The organism is Streptomyces sp. NBC_00310, assembly GCF_036208085.1.
GTDB lineage: Bacteria > Actinomycetota > Actinomycetes > Streptomycetales > Streptomycetaceae > Streptomyces.
In genome coordinates, this window is sequence record NZ_CP130714.1 from 4402909 (window position 1) to 4425597 (window position 22689).

General features: G+C 71.2%; 20 protein-coding genes and 2 tRNA genes. 4 read left to right on the top strand and 18 right to left on the bottom strand.

All coding sequences use genetic code 11. From position 1 onward, the window contains the following. Positions 1–65: 65 nt before the first annotated feature. Entirely contained in the window at positions 66–833 is a 768-nt protein-coding gene (locus OG202_RS19310) for a S16 family serine protease (protein WP_326582449.1), read from the bottom strand. Positions 834–950: 117 nt separating this feature from the next. Next, complete coding sequence (locus OG202_RS19315; protein WP_328223201.1) at positions 951–1427, bottom strand: MarR family winged helix-turn-helix transcriptional regulator; 477 nt, start codon at positions 1425–1427, stop codon at positions 951–953. A 115-nt stretch (positions 1428–1542) separates the two neighbouring features. Between OG202_RS19315 and OG202_RS19320 the strand changes: the two genes are divergently transcribed. Further along, on the top strand, positions 1543–2379 hold the full coding sequence (locus OG202_RS19320) for an alpha/beta fold hydrolase (RefSeq protein WP_328223203.1): 837 nt from the start codon (positions 1543–1545) through the stop codon (positions 2377–2379). 27 nt (positions 2380–2406) lie between these two features. Here OG202_RS19320 and OG202_RS19325 read toward each other — a convergent pair whose 3' ends face one another. From OG202_RS19325 to OG202_RS19345, 5 genes are all read right to left on the bottom strand, one after another. Then, the gene (locus OG202_RS19325) at positions 2407–3048 is read right to left on the bottom strand and encodes an IclR family transcriptional regulator (RefSeq protein WP_326582446.1); all 642 of its coding nucleotides are present in this window, start codon (positions 3046–3048) and stop codon (positions 2407–2409) included. A gap of 405 nt (positions 3049–3453) precedes the next feature. After that, the gene (locus OG202_RS19330; protein ID WP_326582445.1) at positions 3454–5247 is read right to left on the bottom strand and encodes a DEAD/DEAH box helicase; all 1794 of its coding nucleotides are present in this window, start codon (positions 5245–5247) and stop codon (positions 3454–3456) included. Between the two features lie 160 nt (positions 5248–5407). Further along, the gene (locus tag OG202_RS19335) at positions 5408–5797 is read right to left on the bottom strand and encodes a type II toxin-antitoxin system death-on-curing family toxin (protein ID WP_327729477.1); all 390 of its coding nucleotides are present in this window, start codon (positions 5795–5797) and stop codon (positions 5408–5410) included. Continuing rightward, positions 5794–5994, bottom strand: a complete 201-nt coding sequence (locus tag OG202_RS19340; protein WP_327729476.1) for a CopG family transcriptional regulator — start codon at positions 5992–5994, stop codon at positions 5794–5796. The genes OG202_RS19335 and OG202_RS19340 overlap by 4 nt, the downstream gene beginning before the upstream one ends. Before the next feature lie 42 nt (positions 5995–6036). Continuing rightward, the gene (locus tag OG202_RS19345; RefSeq protein ID WP_328223204.1) at positions 6037–7611 is read right to left on the bottom strand and encodes an MFS transporter; all 1575 of its coding nucleotides are present in this window, start codon (positions 7609–7611) and stop codon (positions 6037–6039) included. A 212-nt stretch (positions 7612–7823) separates the two neighbouring features. Between OG202_RS19345 and OG202_RS19350 the strand changes: the two genes are divergently transcribed. Together OG202_RS19350 and OG202_RS19355 are read left to right on the top strand one after the other, a co-directional pair. Next, positions 7824–7921 (top strand) — tRNA-OTHER (locus OG202_RS19350). Between the two features lie 25 nt (positions 7922–7946). Further along, positions 7947–8021, top strand: a tRNA-Cys gene (locus tag OG202_RS19355). Between the two features lie 59 nt (positions 8022–8080). Here the strand turns inward: OG202_RS19355 and OG202_RS19360 are convergent. From OG202_RS19360 to OG202_RS19405, 10 genes are all read right to left on the bottom strand, one after another. Beyond that, the gene (locus OG202_RS19360; protein ID WP_328223205.1) at positions 8081–8677 is read right to left on the bottom strand and encodes an SUKH-4 family immunity protein; all 597 of its coding nucleotides are present in this window, start codon (positions 8675–8677) and stop codon (positions 8081–8083) included. A 203-nt stretch (positions 8678–8880) separates the two neighbouring features. Further along, positions 8881–11196, bottom strand: coding sequence for a xanthine dehydrogenase family protein molybdopterin-binding subunit (locus OG202_RS19365; RefSeq protein WP_327729474.1), 2316 nt, complete (start codon positions 11194–11196; stop codon positions 8881–8883). Further along, complete coding sequence (locus tag OG202_RS19370; RefSeq protein ID WP_327729473.1) at positions 11193–13022, bottom strand: 2Fe-2S iron-sulfur cluster-binding protein; 1830 nt, start codon at positions 13020–13022, stop codon at positions 11193–11195. Before OG202_RS19370 ends, OG202_RS19365 begins: the two co-directional genes overlap by 4 nt. Beyond that, a complete protein-coding gene (locus OG202_RS19375) occupies positions 13019–13912 on the bottom strand; it encodes an FAD binding domain-containing protein (RefSeq protein WP_326582437.1) in 894 nt (297 codons plus the stop codon). Before OG202_RS19375 ends, OG202_RS19370 begins: the two co-directional genes overlap by 4 nt. Positions 13913–14197: 285 nt before the next feature. Further along, complete coding sequence (locus OG202_RS19380; protein ID WP_327729472.1) at positions 14198–15823, bottom strand: beta-N-acetylhexosaminidase; 1626 nt, start codon at positions 15821–15823, stop codon at positions 14198–14200. Position 15824: 1 nt separating this feature from the next. Then, positions 15825–16667 (bottom strand): carbohydrate ABC transporter permease, encoded by an 843-nt coding sequence (locus OG202_RS19385; RefSeq protein WP_327729471.1) that lies wholly within the window; start codon positions 16665–16667, stop codon positions 15825–15827. Beyond that, the gene (locus OG202_RS19390) at positions 16664–17650 is read right to left on the bottom strand and encodes a carbohydrate ABC transporter permease (protein WP_327729470.1); all 987 of its coding nucleotides are present in this window, start codon (positions 17648–17650) and stop codon (positions 16664–16666) included. Before OG202_RS19390 ends, OG202_RS19385 begins: the two co-directional genes overlap by 4 nt. Continuing rightward, on the bottom strand, positions 17628–18929 hold the full coding sequence (locus tag OG202_RS19395; protein WP_326582433.1) for an extracellular solute-binding protein: 1302 nt from the start codon (positions 18927–18929) through the stop codon (positions 17628–17630). The genes OG202_RS19390 and OG202_RS19395 overlap by 23 nt, the downstream gene beginning before the upstream one ends. Before the next feature lie 336 nt (positions 18930–19265). Beyond that, positions 19266–19556, bottom strand: coding sequence for a DUF3039 domain-containing protein (locus OG202_RS19400; protein WP_326582432.1), 291 nt, complete (start codon positions 19554–19556; stop codon positions 19266–19268). Positions 19557–19709: 153 nt separating this feature from the next. Next, entirely contained in the window at positions 19710–20282 is a 573-nt protein-coding gene (locus tag OG202_RS19405; protein WP_326582431.1) for a YqgE/AlgH family protein, read from the bottom strand. A 362-nt stretch (positions 20283–20644) separates the two neighbouring features. On the opposite strand from OG202_RS19405, the gene murA reads away from it, so the two are divergent. Further along, positions 20645–21991: a UDP-N-acetylglucosamine 1-carboxyvinyltransferase gene (gene murA, locus OG202_RS19410; RefSeq protein ID WP_013003192.1), complete on the top strand. Its 1347-nt coding sequence runs from the start codon at positions 20645–20647 to the stop codon at positions 21989–21991. A 203-nt stretch (positions 21992–22194) separates the two neighbouring features. Here murA and OG202_RS19415 read toward each other — a convergent pair whose 3' ends face one another. Beyond that, a complete protein-coding gene (locus tag OG202_RS19415; RefSeq protein WP_005486790.1) occupies positions 22195–22476 on the bottom strand; it encodes an HU family DNA-binding protein in 282 nt (93 codons plus the stop codon). Positions 22477–22689: the final 213 nt, after the last annotated feature.

The following is a 22689-nucleotide window of genomic DNA, read 5'->3' on the forward strand; positions in this document are numbered from 1 at the left end:
GGTCAGCAGTCCGCGGTCTGCGGTCTGCGGTCTGCGATCAGCGATCAGCGGTCCTCAGTCCCCGGTCAGCAGCCGGGTACGGATCCCTTGCCCGTCTCCAGCGCCACGAGCGAGCCGACCGCGCCCTTCAGGGTCGTCACCGGGATGAGCCGCAGCCCCTTGGGCAGTTCGGCCTTCGCGTCCGCGCACTCGGCCTTGGGGACGAGGAAGACGGTCGCGCCGTCACGGTGGGCGGCCTGGGTCTTGAGGGTGACCCCGCCGACCGCGCCGACCCGGCCCTCCGGGTCGATGGTCCCCGTACCGGCGATGACGCGGCCGCCCGTGAGGTCACCGCCGCTGCCGTCGCCGTCGAGCTTGTCGACGATGCCGAGGGAGAAGAGCAGGCCCGCGCTGGGGCCGCCGACATCGGCGAGGCGCAGGGTGACCTCGATGTCGTCGGAGTCCTCGCCGAGGTAGGCGAGGGCCGCCTCGGTGGCCGTGTCCTGGGACTCCTTCATCTCCGCCTCGTTGTACTCCTGGATCTCCTCGGCGGTGTCACCGCTGGGATAGACCGCGTCGCGCGGCATCACGGCCTGGTCCGTGCGGAACCAGCTGTCGATCACCTCGCCGAGCCCGACGCGGGCGTCAGGACCGGTCGCCTCGATCGTCGTCATCCGCAGCTGACCGCTGGTCTTCCGGGCCTCCGCGCCGCTGATCGTGATCACCGGCTCCCCCTTGTTCTCGCCGAGCACGTTCGCCGTCATCCCCGGCTGCGCCACGGAGAACGGCAACGGCGCGAACACCGCCGTGGCGAGCAGCCCCACGACGGGCAGGGCGTATGCGGCTACGGCCACGGGACGCGAAAGGCTGGAGAGACGAGAGAGCACGGGATCAATCTAACGTGAGGGGTCCTTCCGGCCAGGGGGCGGTGGTGCCCGGGGGCGGGGCCGAGGCAGCGCGTCGGCCGGGCCTCAGTTGACGTCCACGTCCTCGAAGAGCGCGAGGAGATGCGTCAGCACCCGTAGGCAGGCGTCGACGTCGGCCCCCGTCAGATCACCGCCGGCCCGCTCCAGCAGGAGCCTCTCCCGGGCGACCAGAGCGTCGATGGTCGCCCGGCCGGTGCCGGTGATCCGGATCAGGGAGGACCGCTGGTGCGCGGGGTTCGGGATGGCCTCGACGAGGTCCTGCCCCGCCGCCTCGTTGACCATCCGCTGCACGAACTGCCTGCTCAGCGCCAGTGTCCGTCCCATCTGGGGCACGGTCATGGGTCTCCCGCCCATGCGCAACAGCTCCAGGACGGCGCGTACGCCGACGGGGAACCCCTCCTTCCGCTCCTTCAGCTCCAGCGCGCGGGTCGTCCGCCGGTAGAGGGGACCGAGGACGGCGAACACCTCGGACAGCCGCCCGGCGAGCGCGTCGGGCGGCAGCGGTTCATCGTTCTCTGTCACCGCATCGTTCTCTGTCACCGCATCATTCTCTTCCACGCTCCCCTGCGGGACTCCGCCGCGGGCAGAATGACAACCTGGTTGTCATCCACCCCTCCAACATGACACCCTAGTTGTCATGACAGATGCCTCGCAGGCCCTCACGCGCACATTCCTGTCCGACGACGGTCCGCTCGCCTATCAGGACGTCGGTTCGGGCACCCCGCTCGCGCTGCTGCACGGCAGCTTCACCGACCACCGCATGTGGCGCGATCTGGTGCCCGCCCTGGCGGCCTGCCACCGCGTCATCACGCCGGACGCCCGAGGGCACGGGGCCTCCGCCAACGCCAGCAGGCCGTTCCGCCTCACCGACGACCTCGCCGCGCTGCTGCGTCACCTGGACACCGGCCCGGCGGTCCTGATTGGCATGTCGATGGGCGGGGGCACGGCCGTCGACACGGCACTGGAGCACCCCGAACTCGTACGCGCCCTCGTCGTCAGCGGCGTCGGGACCAGCGAGCCCGAGCACACGGACCCCTGGACCAAGGACAGCGTCGCCCGGTACTACGGCACGCTGATGTCCGGCGACATCGAGGGCTGGCTCGACGTGGTCGGCGAGGCCGTCGCGGGCCCGCACCGCGCGGTCGACGACGTGGACCCCGACGTCGTGCGGCGCGTACGGGAGATGAGCCGCGCCACCGCCGCCAAGCACACCGTCGGCGAGACGGACTGGCACGTCCCGGTGACCGACACCTGGGCCCGCGCCGCCACCATCACCGCCCCCACCCTCGCCATCAACGGCGCCCTGGACGCCCCGGACCTCATCGCCATGGCCGAACGCCTGGTCGGCACGGTCGCCGGCGAGGGCCGGGCCATCTCCGTCGAGGGCACCGCCCACTACGTCAACATGGAGCAGCCGGACATCTTCAACAAACACCTGCTGGACTGGCTGGACACCCTGGACGCCCTGGCATGACCCGCGGGCCGCCGACGGCCGACCCGCTCACCGCAACGCGTCGGCCACCTCTCGGGCCGCGTCCATGACACGCGGCCCGACCCGCTCCGGCACCACGTCGGCGAGCATGACGACCCCCACGCTGCCCTCGACCCCCGTCACCCCGAGCAGCGGCGCGGCGGCCCCGCTGGCCCCCGCCTCCAGTTCCCCGTGCGTGAGCGCGTACCCCGGCCAGTCCCCCGGCTGCTGCCGGCCCGACAGAATCGCCCGCCCCGCTGCACCCCGGTCCAGCGAGTGCCGGAACCCGGCCCGGTACGCCACGTGGTAGTCCGTCCACGTCGGCTCGACGACCGCGACGGCCAACGCCTCGGTCCCGTCGACGAGCGTGAGATGGGCGGTCGCCCCTATGTCCTCGGCCAACGACCGCAACGCGGGCAGCGCGGCTTCCCGCACCAACGGATGCACCTGCCGCCCGAGCCGCAGCACCCCCAGCCCCACCCGGGCACGTCCGCCCAGGTCACGTCGTACGAGGGAGTGCTGCTCCAGGGTGGCGAGCAGGCGGTACACAACGGTCCGGTTGACCCCGAGCTTGTTGGACAGCTCGGTGACGGTCAGCCCGTGATCGGTGTCGGCGAGCAGCTTGAGGACACGCAGTCCCCGATCAAGCGTCTGAGAGGTCTCCGCGGTCACGACGCCCACTCCTTCTTGGGTGAGGGCGGCGACCCCTGTCACGGCTGATGCGTCACCGGTCCCGTCGGCGACGCGCTACAGAGGCCGCCGATCGGCTGAACCCGGATGATCCGGGCGGAGTCGCTTCACGGCTGCGCTCCGCGGCGGCGCTGCCACGGGGCGTGTGCGTAGCGGGACAGTAGACGAGCGGGTTCGCTGAGCGGAAGACTCCGTCCAGAATCCGGGCAGTGACCGGTACGGACTACTTCGATTTGTGACGCTATGTACGGGCGCACCGCGCAGAGCGCACTCCCCGGAGCGTGCTCTGCCCTGACCCGCCCGCTCGCATGCCCGCCCGCTCGCATGCCCCCCGCCCGCTCGCATGCCCGCCCGCCCGCTTGCTTGCTCGCTCCCCGGGACGTCACGTCACTTCATCCGGGTGGCCCACTCCTGCACCTTGGCGATCCGCTGCCGCAGCTGCCCCGCCGTGGCCTCGGCACTCGGCGGTCCGCCGCACACCCGCCGCACCTCGGTGTGGATGACACCGTGCGGCTTGCCGGTCTGATGGGAGTACGCGCCGACCATGCCGTTGAGCTGTTTCCGCAGCTCAAGCAGCTCCTTGTGGGTGACGACGGGCCGTCGTTCGGCCGGCAGCTCCACCAGGTCGGCTTCGGCGTCCGGCTTCTTGCGGCTGTGCGCGATCTGGCGGGCCTGCCGCTTCTGGAGCAGCAACTGCACCTGGTCGGGCTCCAGGAGCCCCGGAATCCCGAGGTAGTCCTGCTCCTCCTCGCTCCCGGGGTGGGCCTGCATGCCGAACTCGGCGCCGTTGTACATGACCCGGTCGAACACGGCGTCGGACTCCAGCGCCTCGAACGGCAGCATGTCCTGGTCGCCGGTGTCCTCGTCCTGCTCCCGCTCCGCCTCCGCCAGGAGCTTGTCCTCCTCGGCGTACGGGTCCTCCTCGCCCTCCTTCTTCGGCTTGTCGAGGGCGTGGTCCCGCTCCACCTCCATCTCGTTGGCGAAGGTGAGCAGGTCGGGGATGGTCGGCAGGAACACGGACGCGGTCTCGCCGCGCCGCCGGGACCGTACGAAACGTCCGACGGCCTGGGCGAAGAAGAGCGGGGTGGAGATGGTGGTGGCGTAGACCCCCACGGCCAGCCGGGGCACGTCGACGCCCTCGGACACCATCCGCACGGCGACCATCCACCGGTCGGTGCCGGCGCTGAACTCGTCGATACGGTTCGAGGCGCCCGAGTCGTCGGAGAGGACGACCGTCGCGCTCGTCCCCGTGATCTCGCGGATCAGCTTGGCGTAGGCGCGGGCGGAGTCCTGGTCGGTGGCGATGACCAGGGCGCCAGCGTCCGGGATGCCCTTCCTGACCTCGGTGAGCCGCTGGTCGGCGGCGCGCAGCACGCTCGGCATCCACTCGCCGCGCGGATCGAGGGCGGTACGCCAGGCCTGGCTGACCGCGTCCTTGGTCATGGGCTCGCCGAGGCGCGCGGCGATCTCGTCCCCCGCCTTGGTCCGCCAGCGCATGTTGCCGCTGTAGGAGAGGAAGATGACGGGCCGCACGACGTGGTCGGCGAGCGCGTTGCCGTATCCGTAGGTGTAGTCGGCGGACGACCGCCGGATCCCGTCCATCCCCTCCTCGTACGTCACGAAGGGGATGGGGTTGGTGTCGGAACGGAACGGCGTACCGGTGAGCGCGAGCCGCCGGGTGGCGGGCTCGAAGGCCTCCAGGCAGGCCTCGCCCCAGGATTTGCTGTCTCCCGCGTGGTGGATCTCATCGAGGATCACGAGGGTCTTGCGCTGCTCGCTGCGGTTGCGGTGCAGCATGGGGCGCACGCCCACACCCGCGTACGTGACCGCGACCCCGTCGTACTCCTTGCTGAGCGGCCCCGCGCTGTACTCCGGGTCCAGCTTGATCCCTATCCGCGCCGCGGCCTCGGCCCACTGCTTCTTCAGATGCTCGGTGGGCGCCACGACCGTCACCTGCTGCACGACATGGTGGTGCAGCAGCCAGGACGCGAGCGTCAGCGCGAAGGTGGTCTTCCCGGCGCCCGGCGTCGCGACCGCGAGGAAGTCACGTGGCTGCTCCTGGATGTACCTCTCCATCGCCCCCTGCTGCCAGGCACGCAGCTTGCTGGCGGTACCCCAGGGGGCACGGCCGGGAAAGGCGGGCGAGAGGTGGTGGTTCGAGGAGGCGGCGGTAGTAGTCACGGTCTCCGGTCTGGGGGTCGAGCGGCTCGGCGGGCAGCCCAGGGCGACTCGCGCAGCGACTCGGACACCTCGGCCACGTATGACAACCGGGCCACCCTACCGGCGACCCGGTTCCGTCAACGCGCGAAGGGGGCCGGGTCGCCCGCAGGTGGGACTCAGCTCACATCGGCTGCTCGGCAAGCTCCCGCAGAGCCTCGGAGATGACCTTGACCTCATCCACGTCACCGGTGGCCACGGCGATCACAAGGCGTTCGGCAGCGTCGATGTCCGGCCGGAGCTGCACGTCGTTCATGGCGAGAAAGACGACACAGGATGTCCAGGCCGTGCGCTTGTTGCCGTCGACCAGGGGATGGTTGATCACGAGCGACTGCAGGAGGGCCGCCGCCTTCCCGAACAGGTCGGTGTACGCCTCCTGCCCGAACATCGAGGCAGAGGGGCGATGCACGGCCGATTCCAACAGGCCCGCGTCCCGAACGACAACGTCCTGGTCATCGACGGCAAGCTCGGCGATGGCCAGGACGTCCTCGGCCGACAGATAGACGCATGTCACTTGAGCCGCTCCAACAGCTCGGCCCACTTGACGGTCTGCTCCTTGGCGGCCTTTCGCACAAGGGCCTCATGAGCCGTCCTGGCCAGGTAGTCATCCACCGCCTTGAGCAGTATGGCGTGCATGCTTGTGCCCTCCTCGTCGGCACGCAGCTTCAGAGCTTCGGTCTGATCGTCACGAAGACGCAGGTTCATAGCCATACCAAAACGGTACCATCGACAGGGGTCAAAGTGGTACCACTCTTAGATGGAGATGGCTCGCAACCGCGTGGTCACCCAAGCCCCCACCAGCGCCACCCCCGCCATCGGCAGGAACACCGCGACGAAGGCGACCGGGTGCGAACCGGCACCGGAGGCCGTGGTGCCGGTCGTGTGGGCGACCGTACCGCCGCCCAGCGCGGCGAAGGCGGCGCCCCCCGCGGCGAGGAGAAGGGCGTTGGAGAGGCCGTCCGAGATCTGGAGGGCGGCGGAGTTGGTACCGGCCTGTTCGGGGGCGGAGAGATGGAGCAGAAGCACGCTGGTGGAGGAGATGACGAGCCCCATCCCGAAGCACCCGAAGGCCCACGCGACGGCCACGATCCACACCGGGACGGAGTCGATCAGCACCCCCGGCAGCGTGGTGATCGCCGCCGCGACCAGCACCATCCCCAGCGTCATCAACCGCTCCCGGTACGGCTCCACCCGCGCCCGCGCCTGCACCCACGACCCCAGCGCCCAGGTCCCCCCACCCGCCGCGAGCGAGAACCCGGCGAGCGTCGGCGACAGCCCCCGCTGCGTCACCAGCATCAACGGCACGAACGACTCGGCCGCGATGAACGACCCCGCCGCCACCCCGCGCAACAACACCACCGACGGCAGCCCCCGCACCGCCCGATACGTCCCCCGTGGCAACAGCCCCAGCACGGCCGGCACCAGCAGCCCGGCGCCCGCGACCGCCGGCACCACCGACCACCACCGCAGATCCTGCGCCGCGTACTGCAACAGCGCGGCCCCGAGCGAGATACCGAAGGCGAGCCGGATGCGGCGACGGTCGAAGGAGGAGGAAGAAGAGGCGGAGGAAGAAGAGGCGGCGTCAGAGGAGGAGGAGTCGCCCCGCGCCGCCGTCCCCTCCGCCCCCGCCGTCCTCTCCGCTCCCTCCGCTCCCGCCGCTCCCTCCGCTCCCGCCGTCTTCACCGGCCCGGAGGCCCTTCGCCGTATCTGCGGCAGCGCCAGCCCCAACGGCAGCACCACCAGCACCGGAATGCCCACGAACACCCAGCGCCAGCCCAGCTGTTCCGTCACCGCGCCCGAGACGAGCGGGCCGACCACGGACGGGACGACCCAACTCGCCGCGAAGGCCGCCATGATCGAGGGCCGCAGCCGCTCCGGATACGCGCGCCCGACCACCACGTACAGCGCGACGATCACCAGCCCGCCGCCGAGCCCCTGCACGGCCCGGCCGAGGACGAACAGCCACATCACCCCGGCGGTCCCCGACAGCACCAGACCGGCCGCGAAGCCACCGATCCCCGCCGTCAGCGCCCCCAACGGCCCCCGCCGGTCCGACCACTGCCCCGCCAGCACCATCCCGAACAGGCTCGTCGTGAAGTACGCCGAGAACGCGAACCCGTACGCCGAGATCCCGTCCAACTCCCGCGCCGCGACCGGCATGGCCGTGCCGACCGCCATGGCCTCGAACGCGATCAGCAGCACGACCGAGACGATCCCGATACTCAGCCCCCGGTAGGAGCGGCTCAGCACGCTCTCCTCACCGTCGGGAGCCACGGGCGGGTCAGGGGTCCGCGTGACGCCCGTGCCACGCGCTTCGGAGTCGGCCATGCCCGCCAGCGTAAGAGGCACCACCGACATTCGCCCCTGTCCGGAGTCCCCCACCACCTGGGACTTTCGTCGTACGCCCCGCCGTTCATGAACGGCGTATGGCAGTCCCGTTGCAGCACCCCCGCACCCCTTGAGCCCCCACCCGAGCCCCGCCTACGGTCTACACATCGAGTTCGGAGCGACGGGCACCACAACCCCGCCACTCCCGACCCGGCCGTGAGCCCGAGTGGTTCAGGGACTCGCCTGCACTGCATCCATCAGCGAGCTCCGCTCGCGGGGAGTTACGTGGGTTCGATTCCCGCCACGGCTGTGGAAGGACAAACGAACACGAGAACGGCCGTGTGCCCGAGTGGTTCAGGGGCTCGCCTGCAAAGCGAGTTACGTGGGTTCGATTCCCGCCACGGCCTCCAGCACGGTGTGATGGCCGACCGCTTCTCAGTGGTCGGCCATCCTTGTGTGCCCGGCGGTCTCAGAGGTCCGCGCAGGCCCTGTTGCGCAGTGTCTCCACCCAGCAGCCCGCGGCGGTTCCCTCGTGCTTCTCGCGGTGGAGGAGCCAGAGGGTGAAGGCGAGGGTGGAGATGTCGGCGTCAAGGGGACAGAGGGTCGACTCGCGCTCGCTCCAGTTGAGGATCGCGCCGGTGGTGCCGTCGACGACGAGGCTGTTGCCCTCGACGAAGTGGCCGAGGCGGATCAGGTGGGCCGCTCCGGCCGGGAGTCGCTCGAGGGCGAACTCGCCGGGACGTTCGTCCGCGTAGTACTCGGCGAGGGTCGGCAGCGGGATGTCCGTGTCCAGCTGGAAGAAGCCGTGGTCCTCGGGCAGCCCCATGTCCCGCAGGAAGCGCCGGGTCGGCTCGTGGGTGAGCGTGGCCGGGAAGTCGAAGTCCTCGAAGCGCCACACCGCGCTCTGGCCGAACTCCTCGTCCAGCAGCCTGGCGGGCAGGTCCAGCGCCAGTCCGGAGCGCGTGACCGGTCCCCCGGTCAGCACCGCCAGGTCGTTCAAGTGGGTCAGATCGTTCAGGTCGTTCAGGTCCGTCAGGCCCATTGTCCCCATCGTCATTGTGCTCATGGCTCCCCCCGGCACATGGTGCGCAGCGTGCTTCCCCCAGCGAGGAGCCCCGCACCGCCGAGCGGTCGTCGTCCCCACTGCCAAGAACCTTACGCCGCCCCACTGACAACGCCCGACGTACGCGCGAACACGCACCTCAGGGGCTGTCCCCGGGGCTACCGAAGGGCTGCCGAAGGGCTACGTCAGCAGCTGTGCCAGGGGCTCTACGCCCCCGTCACCACCGCCGCCTGCGGCCGGATCGGCAGGCGGTTGACGGGGCGTCCCGTGGCCGCCCGTACGGCCGCCGCGATGGCCGCCGGCGACGTGACCACCGGTACCGCGCTGGCCGCCTTCGCGCCGAAGGGGGCCACGACGTCCCGTTCCTCCACCAGTTTGACGATCTGGATGTCGGGGGCGTCGAGGGCGGTGGGCAGGGCGTAGCCGGTGAGGTCGGGGTGGCGGATCAGGCCTCGGGGGGTGCGCAGGTTCTCCGTGAGGGCCACGCCCACGCCCTGGGTGACGCCCGCCTCGATGCGCGCCACGAGTTGCGTCGGGTTGAGGATCCGGCCGACGTCCTGGGCGACGGCCAGCTCCACGACCCGTACGGAGCCGAGTTCGATGTCGACGTCCACGACCGCGCGGATCGCGCAGAACGCCAGGCCCACGAACGCGTCGCCCTGGCCGGCGCCGTCCAGCGGCTCGGTGGGGTGCGGGCGGCACTGGGCGGTGGCCCAGAGTTCCTTGCCGTCCAACGCCTCCGCGACCGTGGTCGACAGGACACCGTCGTACGACGTGATCTTGCCGTCGGTGATCTGCAGCAGTTCCGTGGACATGCCGAACTTGTGGGCCAGGGGCTGGAGCAGCTGCGTGCGGACCATCTTCGCCGCTCGCTCGACCGCGCCGCCGGAGACCCACGTGTGGCGGCCTCGGCAGCTCGGGCCCGCCGGGGGCTGGTCGGTGTCGACCTGGGCGATGTGGACCTCGTCGATGCCCAGGGTCTCCTGGACGATCTGCCGGGCGAGGGTGGAGAAGCCCTGGCCGGTGTCGACGGCGGCGCACAGGACGGTGGCGATGCCGTCGTGGACCTTCACGGTGGCCGTGGAGACCTCGTCCGCGCCCTCGGCACCGAGCATGTGGACCATCCCGAGGCCGTAGCCGACGCCTCGGCGGACGGCACCGGGCTCGCCCGCGCCCTCGGGGCCGCCGGGCAGCAGCCACTCCTCCTCGGGGGTGTCCTTGGGCAGGCCGGGGAGCGGGAACTCCTGGACGGCCTGGAGGAGTTCGGCGACGGGGGCCGGGCAGGTCACCGACTGGCCCGTCGGCAGCACGTCACCCGTGGACATCACGTTGCGCATGCGCAGTTCCGCCGGGTCGATGCCCAGCTTCTTCGCGAGCTTGTCCATCTGGGCCTCGTACGCGGCGCAGACCTGCATGGCGCCCTCGCCGCGCACATGGCCGGAGGGCGGGTTGTTGGTGCGTACCGCCCAGCCCTCGATGAAGGCGTTCGGGACGACGTACGGGCCGCAGGCGAACGAGACGGCGGCGGCCAGCGCCTCCGACGAGGTGTCGGCGTACGCGCCCGCGTCGAGCAGGATCTGCGCCTCGACCTTGATCAGTCTGCCCTCGGCGTCCGCGTGGTGGCGGTAGCGCAACAGGGTGGGGTGCCGGTGGGCGTGGCCCAGGAAGGATTCCTCGCGGGTGGCCGTCAGCTTGACCGGGCAGCCGGTCTTCAGGGCGAGAAGGCCGAGCGGGAGCTGGAAGCCCTGGTCCTCGCGGTCGGCGGTGGCGCCGGGGACACCGGTGACGACGATCTTGACGCGGTCGGGGGCCAGGCCGTAGCAGGCGGCGGCCGCGTCGCGGTCGGTGTGCGGGTCGGTGGAGGCCACGTACAGCTCGACGCCGCCGTCGGGGCGGGGCACGGCGAGGCCGGCCTCGGCGCCGACGGGGGCCGGGTCGGCGCGGCCGATGCGGTACTGGCCCTCGACGACGATCTCACCGGCCGCGTTCGGGTCGCCGTGGCGCAGCGGGATGTGGCGGATCAGGTTGCCGTCGGGGTGCAGCGGCTCGGCCTCGAAGGCCTGTTCGGGGTCGATCACCGGGTCGAGCACCTCGTACTCGACGATGACGGCGGCGGCGGCCATCCGCGCGGTGTCGGGGTGGTCGGCGGCGACGGCCGCGATGGGCTCGCCGTGGTGGCGTACGACCTCGGAGGCGAACAGGGGGCGGTCGGCCTTGCCGCGGCCGTGCAGGGAGACGCCCGGCACGTCCTCGTGGGTGACGACGGCCCGTACGCCGGGCATCTCGCGCGCGTGGGACGTGTCGATGGACACGATGCGCGCGTGCGGGTGCGGCGAGCGGAGCACGGCGGCCCACAGCAGGCCCTCGGCCCACAGGTCGGCCGCGTACGGGAAGGTGCCCTCCGACTTGGCCCGGGAGTCGGCGGACGGCAGGGACGCGCCCAGGCCGTGCGGCAACTGCTCGGGGGCGGGCGCGCTGTCGCCGGGGCCCGCAGGGGTCGCGATGACGGTTTCGTTGCTCACGCCTGGCCTCCGTCCTGGCCGAACGACCGGCCCTGACCGCCGTACGAGTCGTCCTGCCCGCCGTACGAGTCGTCCGGACCGGCGAACGACTGGCCCTGGCCGCCGTAGGTATCACCCTGACCGGTGAAGGACTGGCCTTGACCGCCGTAGGAGTCGTCCGGGCCGGCGAAGGACTGGCCTTGACCGCCGTAGGTGTCTCCCGGGCCGGCGAACGACTGACCCTGGCCGCCGTAGGTGTCTCCCGGGCCGGCGAAGGACTGGCCCTGGCCGCCGTAGGAGTCGTCCGGGCCGGCGAACGACAGCCCCTGGCCGCCGTAGGACCGGTCGGGGTCGTGCGGTGCCGGCGGGGGTGCTCCCTGGGAGTCGTACGCCGCCGGGTTGACGCCGCCGGCGCCGGGGCCCGCCTGGTGCGGGATGCGTGCCTCGTCGGTGTCCGCGGCGGCCTCGTTGCCCGCGGCCGAGTGCGCCTCGCGTTCGGCGACGACGTCGCGGACGGCCGCCAGGACACCCCGGTAGCCGGAGCAGCGGCACAGGTTGCCGCAGAGCGCCTGGCGGGTCTCCAGGTCGGTGGGGGCGGGGTTGCCCTCCAGGAGGTCGTGCACGGTCATCGCCATGCCGGGCACGCAGAAACCGCACTGCACGGCGCCGCACTTGGCGAGGGCCCGCTGCACGTCCGAGGGCCGGCCGTCGGCGGCGAGGCCTTCGACGGTGCGCACCTCGCTGCCCGCGGCGGTGACGCCGGGGACCAGGCAGGACGCCACGAGCCGGCCGTCGACCTGCACGTTGCAGGCGCCGCACTCGCCCTGCGAGCAGCCGTCCTTGGCGCCCGCGAGGCCGAGCCGCTCGCGCAGCACGTAGAGCAGCGACTCGCCGATCCAGGCGTCGCTGACGGGCCGGTCGGTGCCGTTGACGCGCAGGACGTACGAGGCGAGCGGGTGGTCGTCGTGCGGGGGCGGGGTGGGGGCGGGCTCGTCGGCCGGTGCCGGGTCGCCCCCGGCGGCCTCGGGTGCCTCAGGGGCCGCCTCCTGCTCCTCGGGCCTCTCGGGGCCCTCGGGCTCCGCGTCGCCCTCGCCGACCGGCTCAGCGGGCTCCTGGGCGGCTTCCGGGGCCTCCCCGGGGCTCTCGGGGGCGGCACCGGCGTACGCCTCCCCAGGGGCCGTGGAGGGCTCCCCAGGGGCGTCCGGGGCAGCGCCGGTCGCGCTCTCCCCCGCCGTACGGTCCTCGGGTCCGCGCTCCTCGGCCGGGGGCGGCGGCGCGGTCCACGCCGTGCCGATCTCCTCCGTCGCCCAGGGCGCTGCGGCTCCGCCGGGGAGCGTGGCGGGCGGGGTGCCGCCCCACTGCTCGACCAGGGCCGACGTGCTGAACTCACCGGATTCGTCCGGAAGATCACCCCCGGCGACCGGAATCGACCACTCGCCGGTCACGTCGTGACCGGGAGCGGTGCCTTCCTGCGCGGCCGGCTCCTCGAACGTCCACTGCCCGGTCGAGCCGGGGTTGTACGTGAACCCGTCCTGCGTCGGGGGCTGCGGCTGCCCGGCGTTCGGGTCGTGCCACTGGGCACCCCCGGCCGGCATCGCCCACGTGCCCGGGACGGACGGGTCGGTTCCGGCGGTGTGGGCCGTGGCGTTCGCCGCTATCTGCGGCGGCACATAGCCGTGGCCGGGCGCCGCGAGCGGGCTGTCGGCGGCGAGGAGCGCGTCGATGCCCCCCTCGGGGAGCTGTACGAAGGTGGTGGCGCCGTCGTCGTAGTCGCCCTGCGGCAGCCGCTCCCAGCCGCCCTGGCCCCCCTGCTGCGGGGTGCCCTCTCCGTGCTGGTCGTCGGTCACGACAGTGCCCTCCCCAGTGCTCGTCGGGCCAGCGCGGCGACGGTGCGCCGCAGGTGCAGTACGGCGGGCGGTAGCGGTGGTACGGAGCCGTCGACCTCGGGGGCCGGGTCCGGGATGCAGGCGGCCGCGACGTACTCGCCGAAGGCCTGCAGCGCCTCGGGCACGAGGGTGCGCTCGCCGTCCCAGTCGATCAGCCGGCCGACCCAGGCCTCGGCGTCCAGGGGCCGCAGCGGCATCGGCGCTATGGCTCCGACGGCGCACCGCACCCCGCGCCGGGCGGGATCGAGGACGAGGGCGACGGAGGCGACCGCGCGGCCGGGGCCGGTGCGCCCGGTGGCCTTCAGGAAGACCTGGGGCGCGTGCAGCAGCGGCACCCGCACGAAGCCGATGAGTTCGCCGGGGCGCAGCATCTCCATCCCGGCCAGCAGATGGGAGACGGGCATCTCACGGCGGGCCCCGCCCGGGCCCGCGATGATCAGCGTGGCCTCCAGGGCGGCGAGCACGGGCAGCGCGTCCCCGGTGGGGGCGGCCGTCGCGATGTTGCCGCCGAGGGTGCCGGCGTTGCGGATCTGTGGTGGTCCGGCGGCGCGCGCGGAGGCGGCGAGCGCCGGAATGAGCGCCGCGAAGTCCGGGCGCCCCATCCGCGCGTGCGTCAGTCCGGCGCCCAGCAGGGCGTGTCCGTCCTGGTACTGCCAGCCGCGGATCTCGCTGATCTTGCCGAGCCCGACCAGCGCGGCAGGCCTGAGCTGTCCGGAGTTGACCGCGGCCATGAGGTCCGTGCCGCCCGCCACCGGAACCGCCCAGGGCATGGCGGCGAGAGCCGCCACGGCCTCGTCCAGCGAGCCGGGCAGGGTCACGGCCTGCGCCGCCTGCGGTGCGTGCGTGGTCAAACCGGCTGCCCCTTCCCGCTGCCCCACCTGGTCCGCCTGTGTTGCCGTACCGTACGTGCTGACAGGGCGGACGTGGCAACTCTGGCACATTCTCGCGAGGCCCGAACGCGGGGGTCCGCTAGGAGGCATTCGCCCCCTCACTCGAGAGATGGTCCGTTTTGGCACGGCATCACCCATAGAGGCACATTGACACTTTCGGTGCCTTTTACGCCTCTTGTGCTCTCGTTCCCCGTGCGGCCACCGTCGCAGGGCACGCGCTTTCGGACCTACGGCTTCGCGGTCGCCTCACACGTTCGGGGGCGTCCCCTCGATCGGACGTCCGAGCACACCGGGCCGCCGCTGCCACGGACGCGGCCCCGAACGCGGCCGATAACCGACCCCCAGGGCGTCGAGTCGCGCGTAGTGGGCCGCCATCCGGCGCTCGAAGTCGGCGAAGTCACGCTCGGCGGGGGCCGGAAGCCGGCTCCAGGCCACCTCGGCGAAGGCCGCCAGGCGCGGGAACGTCTGGTAGTCCACGCGTGCGGGATCCTCCATCACCTCGGTCCACACATTGGCCTGGGTGCCCAGCACATGCCGTGCCTCGTCGGGCGTCAACTCCGGTGGAACCGGCTCGAACCGGAAGACATCCTCCAGGGTGCGTACGAAGCCGATCGGCACCGGCTCGTCGGGGCCGCCGTCCTGACGGTGGTCCAGATACACCTGCTGCTCGGGGCACATGACCACGTCGTGGCCCGCCCGGGCCGCCGTGATGCCACCTCCGTAGCCCCGCCAGGACGACACGGCCGCCCCCGGAGCCAGGCCGCCCTCCAGGATCTCGTCCCATCCGATCAGGCGACGCCCGCGCGTGGTCAGCCAGTTGTCGAAGTGCCGGACGAACCACGCCTGCAGCTCGTCCTCGTCGGCGAGCCTCAGCTCCCGGATGCGGGCCTGCGCGGTGGCCGACTCCCTCCACTGGTCCTTGGCGCACTCGTCGCCGCCGATGTGTACGAAGGCCGACGGGAACAGCTCCAGGACTTCCTCGAACACCCCCTCGTAGAAGCGCAGGGTGGTGTCGGTGGGGGCGAGTACGTTCTTGTTGACGCCCCAGGTGTCCCAGACGGTGAGGGAGGTCGTGTCGACGACATCGGTGTTGCCGAGTTCCGGATACGCGGCGATGGCGGCCTGCGAGTGCCCCGGTACGTCGATCTCGGGGACGACGGTGATATGCCGCTCGGCGGCGTAGGCGACGATCTCCCGGATGTCGTCCCGGGTGTAGTGGCCGCCGTGCGGCTTCTCCTCCCAGAGGGGTGACGCCCTGTGGCCGATTTTCGTGCGCGCCCGCCAGGAGCCGACCTCCGTCAGCCGGGGGTACCGCTCGATCTCGATCCGCCAGCCCTGGTCGTCCGTCAGGTGGAAGTGGAGGACGTTGAGTTTGTGCGCGGCCATCAGGTCGAGGTAGCGCAGCACCTGGTCCTTGGGCATGAAGTGCCGGGCGACGTCCAGCATGAGGCCGCGCCAGCCGAACCGGGGGGCGTCCTCGATCGTGACGTGCGGCACGGCCCAGGCGCGGTCGCGCCGGAGCGGGGCCCTGCGGTACGCGTCGGGGCCGAGGAGCTGGCGCAGTGTCTGGGCGCCCCAGAAGACACCGGCCGGGCCGCCGCCCTCGACGAGGACGCCGGACGAGTCGCTGACGAGGCGGTACTCCTCGGGGCCGAGCCCGGGGTCGAGTCGGAGCCCGATGCCGTCCTCGTCGGTGTCGTCGAGCTCCCCCGCCTCGCGCAGCGGCAGCCCGGTGGCCTCCCGCAGGACGGTGCGCAGCCAGTGGCCGACGCCCTCGGTCCCGGTGCGGGCGTGGAGCCGGGAGTGCGCCGTCAGCCGTACCTCGCCGGGACCGGCGTCGACGCGGCCGGGCGCGGGAATCAGTTCACTCACGTCAGTCCTTGACCGCGCCGCCCAGTCCGGAGACCAGCCGCCGCTGTACGAGTACGAAGAAGACCAGCACCGGAATGGTCATCACCGTGGACGCCGCCATCACGCCGCCCCAGTCCGGCTCCTCGGGCTTGTAGAACACCAGGAGGGCCATCGGCAGGGTCGACTGGGAGGTGTCGCTGATGATGAACGACTTGGCGAACAGGAAGTCGTTCCAGGTGGAGATGAAGGAGAAGACGCTGGTGGCCACCAGCCCCGGGAAGACGAGCGGGAAGAGGATCTGCCAGAGGAATCGGGAACGGCTCGCCCCGTCGAGGTGCGCCGCCTCCTCCAGCGCCTCCGGTACGGCCTTCACGAAGCCACGCAGCATCCAGATCGCGAACGGCAGGGAGAAGGCGATGTGGGGCAGGATCAGCGCGCCCAGCGTGTTGAGTTGGCCGAGGTCCCGCATCTGGAAGAAGAGGGGGATGGTCAGCGCCTCCACGGGCACCGTCTGTGCCACCAGGAACATGATCAGCAGGGTGGTCCGGAATCGGAAGCGGAATCGGGTGACCGCCGTCGCCGCGAGAAACGCGATGAGCGCGGAGACGACCACCACCGTGCAGGCGACGACAAGGCTGTTGACGAAGTAGCGGCCGAATTCCTGCTGCCCGAAGACCCGTCGGAAGGAATCCAGGGTCGGTGCGAGGGTCCAGGGCCGTGGCTCGGTCGACTCGATCTCACCCGCCGGCTTGAAGGCGCTCAACATCATCCAGTAGAGCGGGAACGCCACCACGACCGCGATGACCAGGGCCGACGCCTCCGCCGCGAGCCGCCAGGGCCGCCGTACGAAACCCGACGAATTCACAGCTCCTCCCCTTGCCTGCGCAGCAGTCGCAAATACACCAGGGTGACCGCCAGCAGAATCACCAGCATCACCACGCCGATCGCCGAACCGAGGCTGTACTGGGAGGACGCGAAGGCCTTCTGGTAGGCGTACACGTTCAGTACGAGGTTCTGGCCCGCGATACCGCCGCCGCCCGTCATCACATAGATCTGGGTGAAGACCTTGAAGTCCCAGATGATCGACTGAATGGTGACGACGACGAGGATCGGGCGGAGCATCGGCGCGAGGACCGAACGCCAGATCCGCCACTGCGAGGCACCGTCCAGGGCCGCGGCCTCCAGGACCTCGGAGGGTACGGAGCGGATGCCCGCGTAGACGGTCACCATCACGAACGGGAAGGAGCACCACACCACTTCGAGCAGGACGAGGAAGAAGGCGCTGTAACGCCCGTACGTCCAGGAGTGGTCGCCGAGCCCGAGGATCCGGTTGACCGGGCCGAAGTCGGGGTCGAACAGCAGCAGCCACACCGTGGAGCCGGTGATCGCGGGGGTCGCCCACGCGCCGAGCGCGGCCAGCATCAGCGCGAGACGGGGCACGGCCCGTACTCGTGTCAGCAGCACGGCGAGCGCGCACCCGACGGCGAGCGTGGAGACCACACAGGCCGACGCGAAGACGACCGTGGTCAGCAGGACCTGCCAGAACTCGGGATCGCCGAACAGTTCGGCGTAGTTCCCGAGGCCCTGGAAGGAGGTCGGTTCGCCCCCGCTGACCTGGGCCTGGGTGTATTCGAGGAGCGAGATCAGGCCGAGCTGGTAGACGGGATAGACGAGCAGCCCACCGAGGACGACGAGCGCGGGGGCGAGATAGAGCCAAGGGGTCCAGCCACCGCCCCGCAAGGGGCGCGGGGAACTGCGCGACCAGCCCCCACTCACCCGCAGCCGCCCACGCTCCCCACCCCCCACCCCACTGGGCGCCCCCCGCTCAACCAGCGGAGCTGAACGCATCGTTCATCTGCTTCGCCGCGTCCTTCGACGCCTCAGCCACGTCCTTCTTGCCGCTGACGACCTCCTGGAACATCGTCGGCAGCACCAGCGACGCGTCGATCTGCGCCCACGCCGGCGAGGCGGGCACGAACTTCGTCCCGGACGACAGCGTCGTCACGAACGGCTCGATGAACGGCTCCTCCTTGGCCGCCTCGGCGCGGACGTCGGTGTACGTCGGCAGGAAGCCCATCGCGTCGAAGAGTTCGCCCTGCGTCTTCTTGGACGCCAGCCGCTTCATCAGGTCGACGGCGAGGGTGCGGTGCGTGGTGCTCTTCAGGACGCCGACGTTGTTGCCGCCCGCGAACGCCGGGGCCACGGAACCGGACTTCACACCTGGCAGCGGGACGACCGCGTACTTGCCCTTGACCTTGCCGGCCTCCACGGCCGCGTGGCTGAAGTCGCCGCCGATCGCCATGCCCGCCTTGCCCGCGGCGAACGCGGTGACGGTGTCGTTGCCGCCCATGCTCGCGCACTTGGCGGCGGGGCAGTTGTCGTCGCCGAACAGCGAGGTGTACGCCTCGATGCCCTTCCGGGCGGCCGGGCTGTCGATGGTGGAGGCGTACGAGCCGCCCTTGCCCTCGGCTATCTCACCGCCGTTGGCCCAGACGAAGGGCATCGCGCCGTAGGTGTAGGCGCCGCCGACGACGAGCCCGTACAGGTCGGGCTCGGCGGCGCGGATCTTCTTCGCGGTGGCGGTCAGCTCGTCCAGGGACTTCGGGGCCTGGAGACCGAGTTCCTCGAAGACGTCGGTGCGGTAGTACAGCGCGCGCACGCCCACGAAGAAGGGCGCCCCGTAGATCCTGCCGTCGACCGTCACGGACGTCCTGGCGGTCGGGTCGGAGTCCTTGGACTCGGACCACTCGTTGAACTCCGTGGTGACGTCGGCCAGTCCGCCGTCCTTCACATAGCCGGCCGTGTCCGTGTTGCCGAACTCCATGAGGTCCGGGGCGCTCTTCGGGTCGTTGAAAGCGGCCTTGATGCGCTGGGCGCGGGTCTCGACGGGGATGTACTCGACCTTCACCTTCGCGCCGTCGTGCGCCTTCTCGAAGGCGGAGACCACCTCGTCGACGACCTTCTGCTTCGGCTCGTTGCTCACCTCCTGGAAGAGCCAGACACGGAGCGTGCCGGTCGTCTTGTCCTCCCCGGAGGAGGAGTTGTCGGAGGTCTGGGGGGCACAGGCGGTCAGCCCGGCGAGGGCCAGGGCCGCTACGGGCGCGACGAGTCGGGCGGCGAGTTTCATGGAGCATCCTCCGAGGGGGGAGCGGAGCGTTGCAGCATGTGCAACGAGCGTTTTGCTCTCTACAACACCTCGGAGGCTAGGGAGTACATGACAACGCCCACAAGAGGTCTCAACCACCTTGTGACCAGCAGACGCACTCCGTGCAACGCAACGATGGCCGCGCGGGGCGGGGAATGGGGGAGTTCGGTGATCAACGGCCGAAAACGAACGGCGGCCGGCACTCCCCGCGCCGACCGCCCCCAGGCATGACAGAACCGCGGCACCCGCACCGCAGGCACCGCGGCCGCCCCCGAACGACCCGGCGCACCGCACCCGGCGGTACGCCCGGACCTCCGGCTACTGCTTGCCGTCGCCCTTGCCGCCCTGGTCGCCGCCACCGGCACCGAGGGACTCGAAGATCTCCTTGCACATGGGGCACACGGGGTACTTCTTCGGGTCACGGCCCGGGACCCACACCTTGCCGCACAACGCCACGACGGGCGTGCCGTCGAGGGCGCTCGCCATGATCTTGTCCTTCTGGACGTAGTGGGCGAAGCGCTCGTGGTCACCGTCGCCGTGCGACGTCTGCGGCGTCGGCTCGACGAGGGTCCCCGTACCAGTACCGCGCTCGGGCTCAAGAGTGCTCATGACGCCAAGGGTAATCAAACGCCGGGGACTGTGGGTCCCTGGCTTGCACAACGGACACCACCGGCGGTGACGCCGTGTTCGCGCCGGCCCCGGCCAGTCGGCGCGGGCGGTCGCGGCGCGAGCGCGGGGCATGGCCGTCGCGCCTGTTCCGCCTCAGTTGAGCGAAGGGTCGTCCGGGTACGTGGCCACCATCGCGAGTTCGTTGCGCTGACGGCGCAGGACCTCGCGCCAGAGTCTCTCCGGGCAGGGCGAGGAGACGTCGCCGGGTTCGGACTCGACGACGTACCAGGCCCCCTCCGCCAGTTCGTCCTCCAACTGGCCGGGCCCCCACCCCGCGTACCCGGCGAAGATGCGCAGCGAGCCGAGCGCGGAGGCCAGCAGTTCCGGCGGGGCCTCCAGGTCGACGAGGCCGATCGCGCCGTGCACGCGCCGCCAGCCGAGCGGGGCCCGGTCCACGGAGCCGCCGCCGGGTATCACCGCGATGCCGAGCGCGGAGTCCAGCGACACCGGGCCGCCCTGGAAGACGACCCCGGGTTCGCCGGCGAGTTCCGCCCAGCCCTCCAGGATGTCGCCGACGCCCACCGGGGTGGGCCGGTTGAGGACCACGCCGAGGGAGCCCTTCTCGTCGTGGTCGAGGAGCAGCACGACAGCGCGGTCGAAGTTCGGGTCCGCCAGGGCGGGCGTGGCCACGAGCAGCCGCCCTGTGAGCGAGGACACCTCGGTCATGCCAGACATGATCCCGCATCCCGCCCTCATCCGGGGAGGCAATGCCGGTAGCGGTGTGAATGCGGACATGAATCCAGGCCAGTGGCCCGTAGGGCCCTCGTCGGGGCGGTGGTGGGAGACGGGCGGGCGCACCGGCGCGAACCCCGCGCACAGCCGGGGCGGTGACCCCGTGTGGCCGGTGGTGAACGGTTCGTGTTGTGGCAAACCCATGACGTGGCTGAGAACTCCTGGGGCTTACGGAAGGGGGGTGGGCGGCGATTACGCTAGCTCTCCGGCTCGCGCCTCGCCGGCCCCCGCACCACGGGTCCGTCGGCCGGCCCACGCCGGAAAGCCTCTGCCCAACTCCACGGAACGCGAGATCCATGACCGTCAACGGCTCTGACGACGTACTGCTTGTACACGGCGGCACCCCGCTCAGTGGCGAGATCCGTGTCCGCGGTGCGAAGAACCTCGTACCCAAGGCCATGGTCGCCGCGCTGCTCGGCAGCGGTCCGAGCCGGCTGCGCAACGTGCCCGACATCCGCGATGTGCGGGTCGTGCGCGGGCTGCTGCAGCTGCACGGCGTAACGGTCCGCCCGGGTGACGAGCCGGGCGAGCTGGTGATGGACCCGACGAACGTGGAGAGCGCGAACGTCGCCGACATCGACGCCCACGCGGGCTCGTCGCGCATCCCGATCCTGTTCTGCGGCCCGCTGCTGCACCGGCTCGGCCATGCCTTCATCCCCGGTCTCGGCGGCTGCGACATCGGCGGCCGGCCGATCGACTTCCACTTCGAGGTGCTGCGGCAGTTCGGCGCGAAGATCGAGAAGCGGGAGGACGGACAGTATCTGGAGGCGCCGCGGCGGCTGCGCGGTACGAAGATCCAGCTGCCGTACCCGTCCGTCGGCGCGACGGAGCAGGTGCTGCTGACCGCGGTCCTCGCGGAGGGCGTGACCGAGCTCGCGAACGCGGCGATCGAGCCGGAGATCGAGGACCTCATCTGCGTTCTGCAGAAGATGGGCGCGATCATCGCGATGGACACCGACCGCACGATCCGCATCACCGGTGTGGACTCGCTCGGCGGCTACAACCACAAGGCGCTCCCGGACCGCCTGGAGGCCGCCTCCTGGGCGTCCGCCGCGCTGGCGACCGAAGGCGACATCTACATCCGGGGCGCCCAGCAGCGCTCGATGATGACGTTCCTGAACACCTACCGGAAGGTGGGCGGTGCCTTCGAGATCGACGACGAGGGCATCCGCTTCTGGCACCCCGGCGGCCAGCTGAAGTCGATCGCGCTGGAGACGGACGTCCACCCCGGCTTCCAGACCGACTGGCAGCAGCCCCTGGTCGTCGCCCTGACGCAGGCCACCGGCCTCTCGATCGTCCATGAGACGGTCTACGAGTCCCGGCTGGGCTTCACCTCGGCGCTGAACCAGATGGGCGCGCACATCCAGCTCTACCGCGAGTGCCTCGGCGGCTCGAACTGCCGCTTCGGCCAGCGCAACTTCCTGCACTCCGCCGTCGTCTCCGGCCCCACCCGCCTCCAGGGCGCCGACCTGGTCATCCCCGACCTCCGCGGCGGCTTCTCCTACCTGATCGCCGCGCTCGCCGCCCAGGGCACCTCCCGGGTCCACGGCATCGAGCTCATCAACCGCGGCTACGAGAACTTCATGGAGAAGCTCATGGAGCTGGGAGCCAAGGTCGAGCTGCCGGGGAAGGCCCTCGGCTAGGGCCAGGGCCGACTCCTGAGAAGCACGGGGCGCAGCCCCTGCTTCTCAGGAGCGCGGGGAACTGCGCGACCAGCCACGGACGGCCCGCAGCTTCGTCACCGCGCTCGTCCCCACGTCGATGGGGGCGGCACCTGAAACCAGGTGCCGCCCCCATCAGGCGTTCTACGCGCGCCACACCGTCCCATGAAGGACAGATGGCAAGGCTACTTGCCCTTCGCGGCTTCCTTGAGCTTGCTGCCCGCGGAGACCTTCACGCTGTAGCCGGCCGGGATCTGGATCGGGTCGCCGGTCTGCGGGTTACGAGCGGTGCGAGCGGCACGGTGGGTGCGCTCGAAGGTCAGGAAGCCGGGGATGGTGACCTTCTCGTCGCCCTTGGCGACGATGTCGCCGACGACCTCGGCGAACGCGGCCAGCACGGCGTCGGCGTCCTTGCGGGTCACCTCGGCACGGTCGGCCAGCGCGGCCACCAGCTCACTGCGGTTCATGTTGTTACTCCCGTGTTCTTCTTGCCGTTGAGGCGGACCCGGGTCCGTCGTCAGACCCTCGCGCCCAGAAACGCATCCTGCACTCACCTGCGGCGGGAAAGCCAATCCAGCACCCCTGGGAGTCACACGAACACCCCTGGGAGTCACATGAACACCCTTGGGAGTCGTGGCAGGCCTGAGCTTGGCCGCCACACTAAAGGGCGGCACAAGCCC

Excerpts from the sequence above, each read along its gene's own strand:
- OG202_RS19360 (WP_328223205.1), bottom strand. The coding sequence starts at position 8,677 with ATGAGCACAATGACGATGGGGACAATGGGCCTGACGGACCTGAACGAC.
- OG202_RS19340 (WP_327729476.1), bottom strand. The coding sequence starts at position 5,994 with ATGGCTATGAACCTGCGTCTTCGTGACGATCAGACCGAAGCTCTGAAG.
- murA (WP_013003192.1), top strand. The coding sequence starts at position 20,645 with ATGACCGTCAACGGCTCTGACGACGTACTGCTTGTACACGGCGGCACC.
- OG202_RS19395 (WP_326582433.1), bottom strand. The coding sequence starts at position 18,929 with ATGAAACTCGCCGCCCGACTCGTCGCGCCCGTAGCGGCCCTGGCCCTC.
- OG202_RS19390 (WP_327729470.1), bottom strand. The coding sequence starts at position 17,650 with ATGCGTTCAGCTCCGCTGGTTGAGCGGGGGGCGCCCAGTGGGGTGGGG.
- OG202_RS19345 (WP_328223204.1), bottom strand. The coding sequence starts at position 7,611 with ATGGCCGACTCCGAAGCGCGTGGCACGGGCGTCACGCGGACCCCTGAC.
- OG202_RS19405 (WP_326582431.1), bottom strand. The coding sequence starts at position 20,282 with ATGACCGAGGTGTCCTCGCTCACAGGGCGGCTGCTCGTGGCCACGCCC.
- OG202_RS19320 (WP_328223203.1), top strand. The coding sequence starts at position 1,543 with ATGACAGATGCCTCGCAGGCCCTCACGCGCACATTCCTGTCCGACGAC.
- OG202_RS19415 (WP_005486790.1), bottom strand. The coding sequence starts at position 22,476 with ATGAACCGCAGTGAGCTGGTGGCCGCGCTGGCCGACCGTGCCGAGGTG.
- OG202_RS19400 (WP_326582432.1), bottom strand. The coding sequence starts at position 19,556 with ATGAGCACTCTTGAGCCCGAGCGCGGTACTGGTACGGGGACCCTCGTC.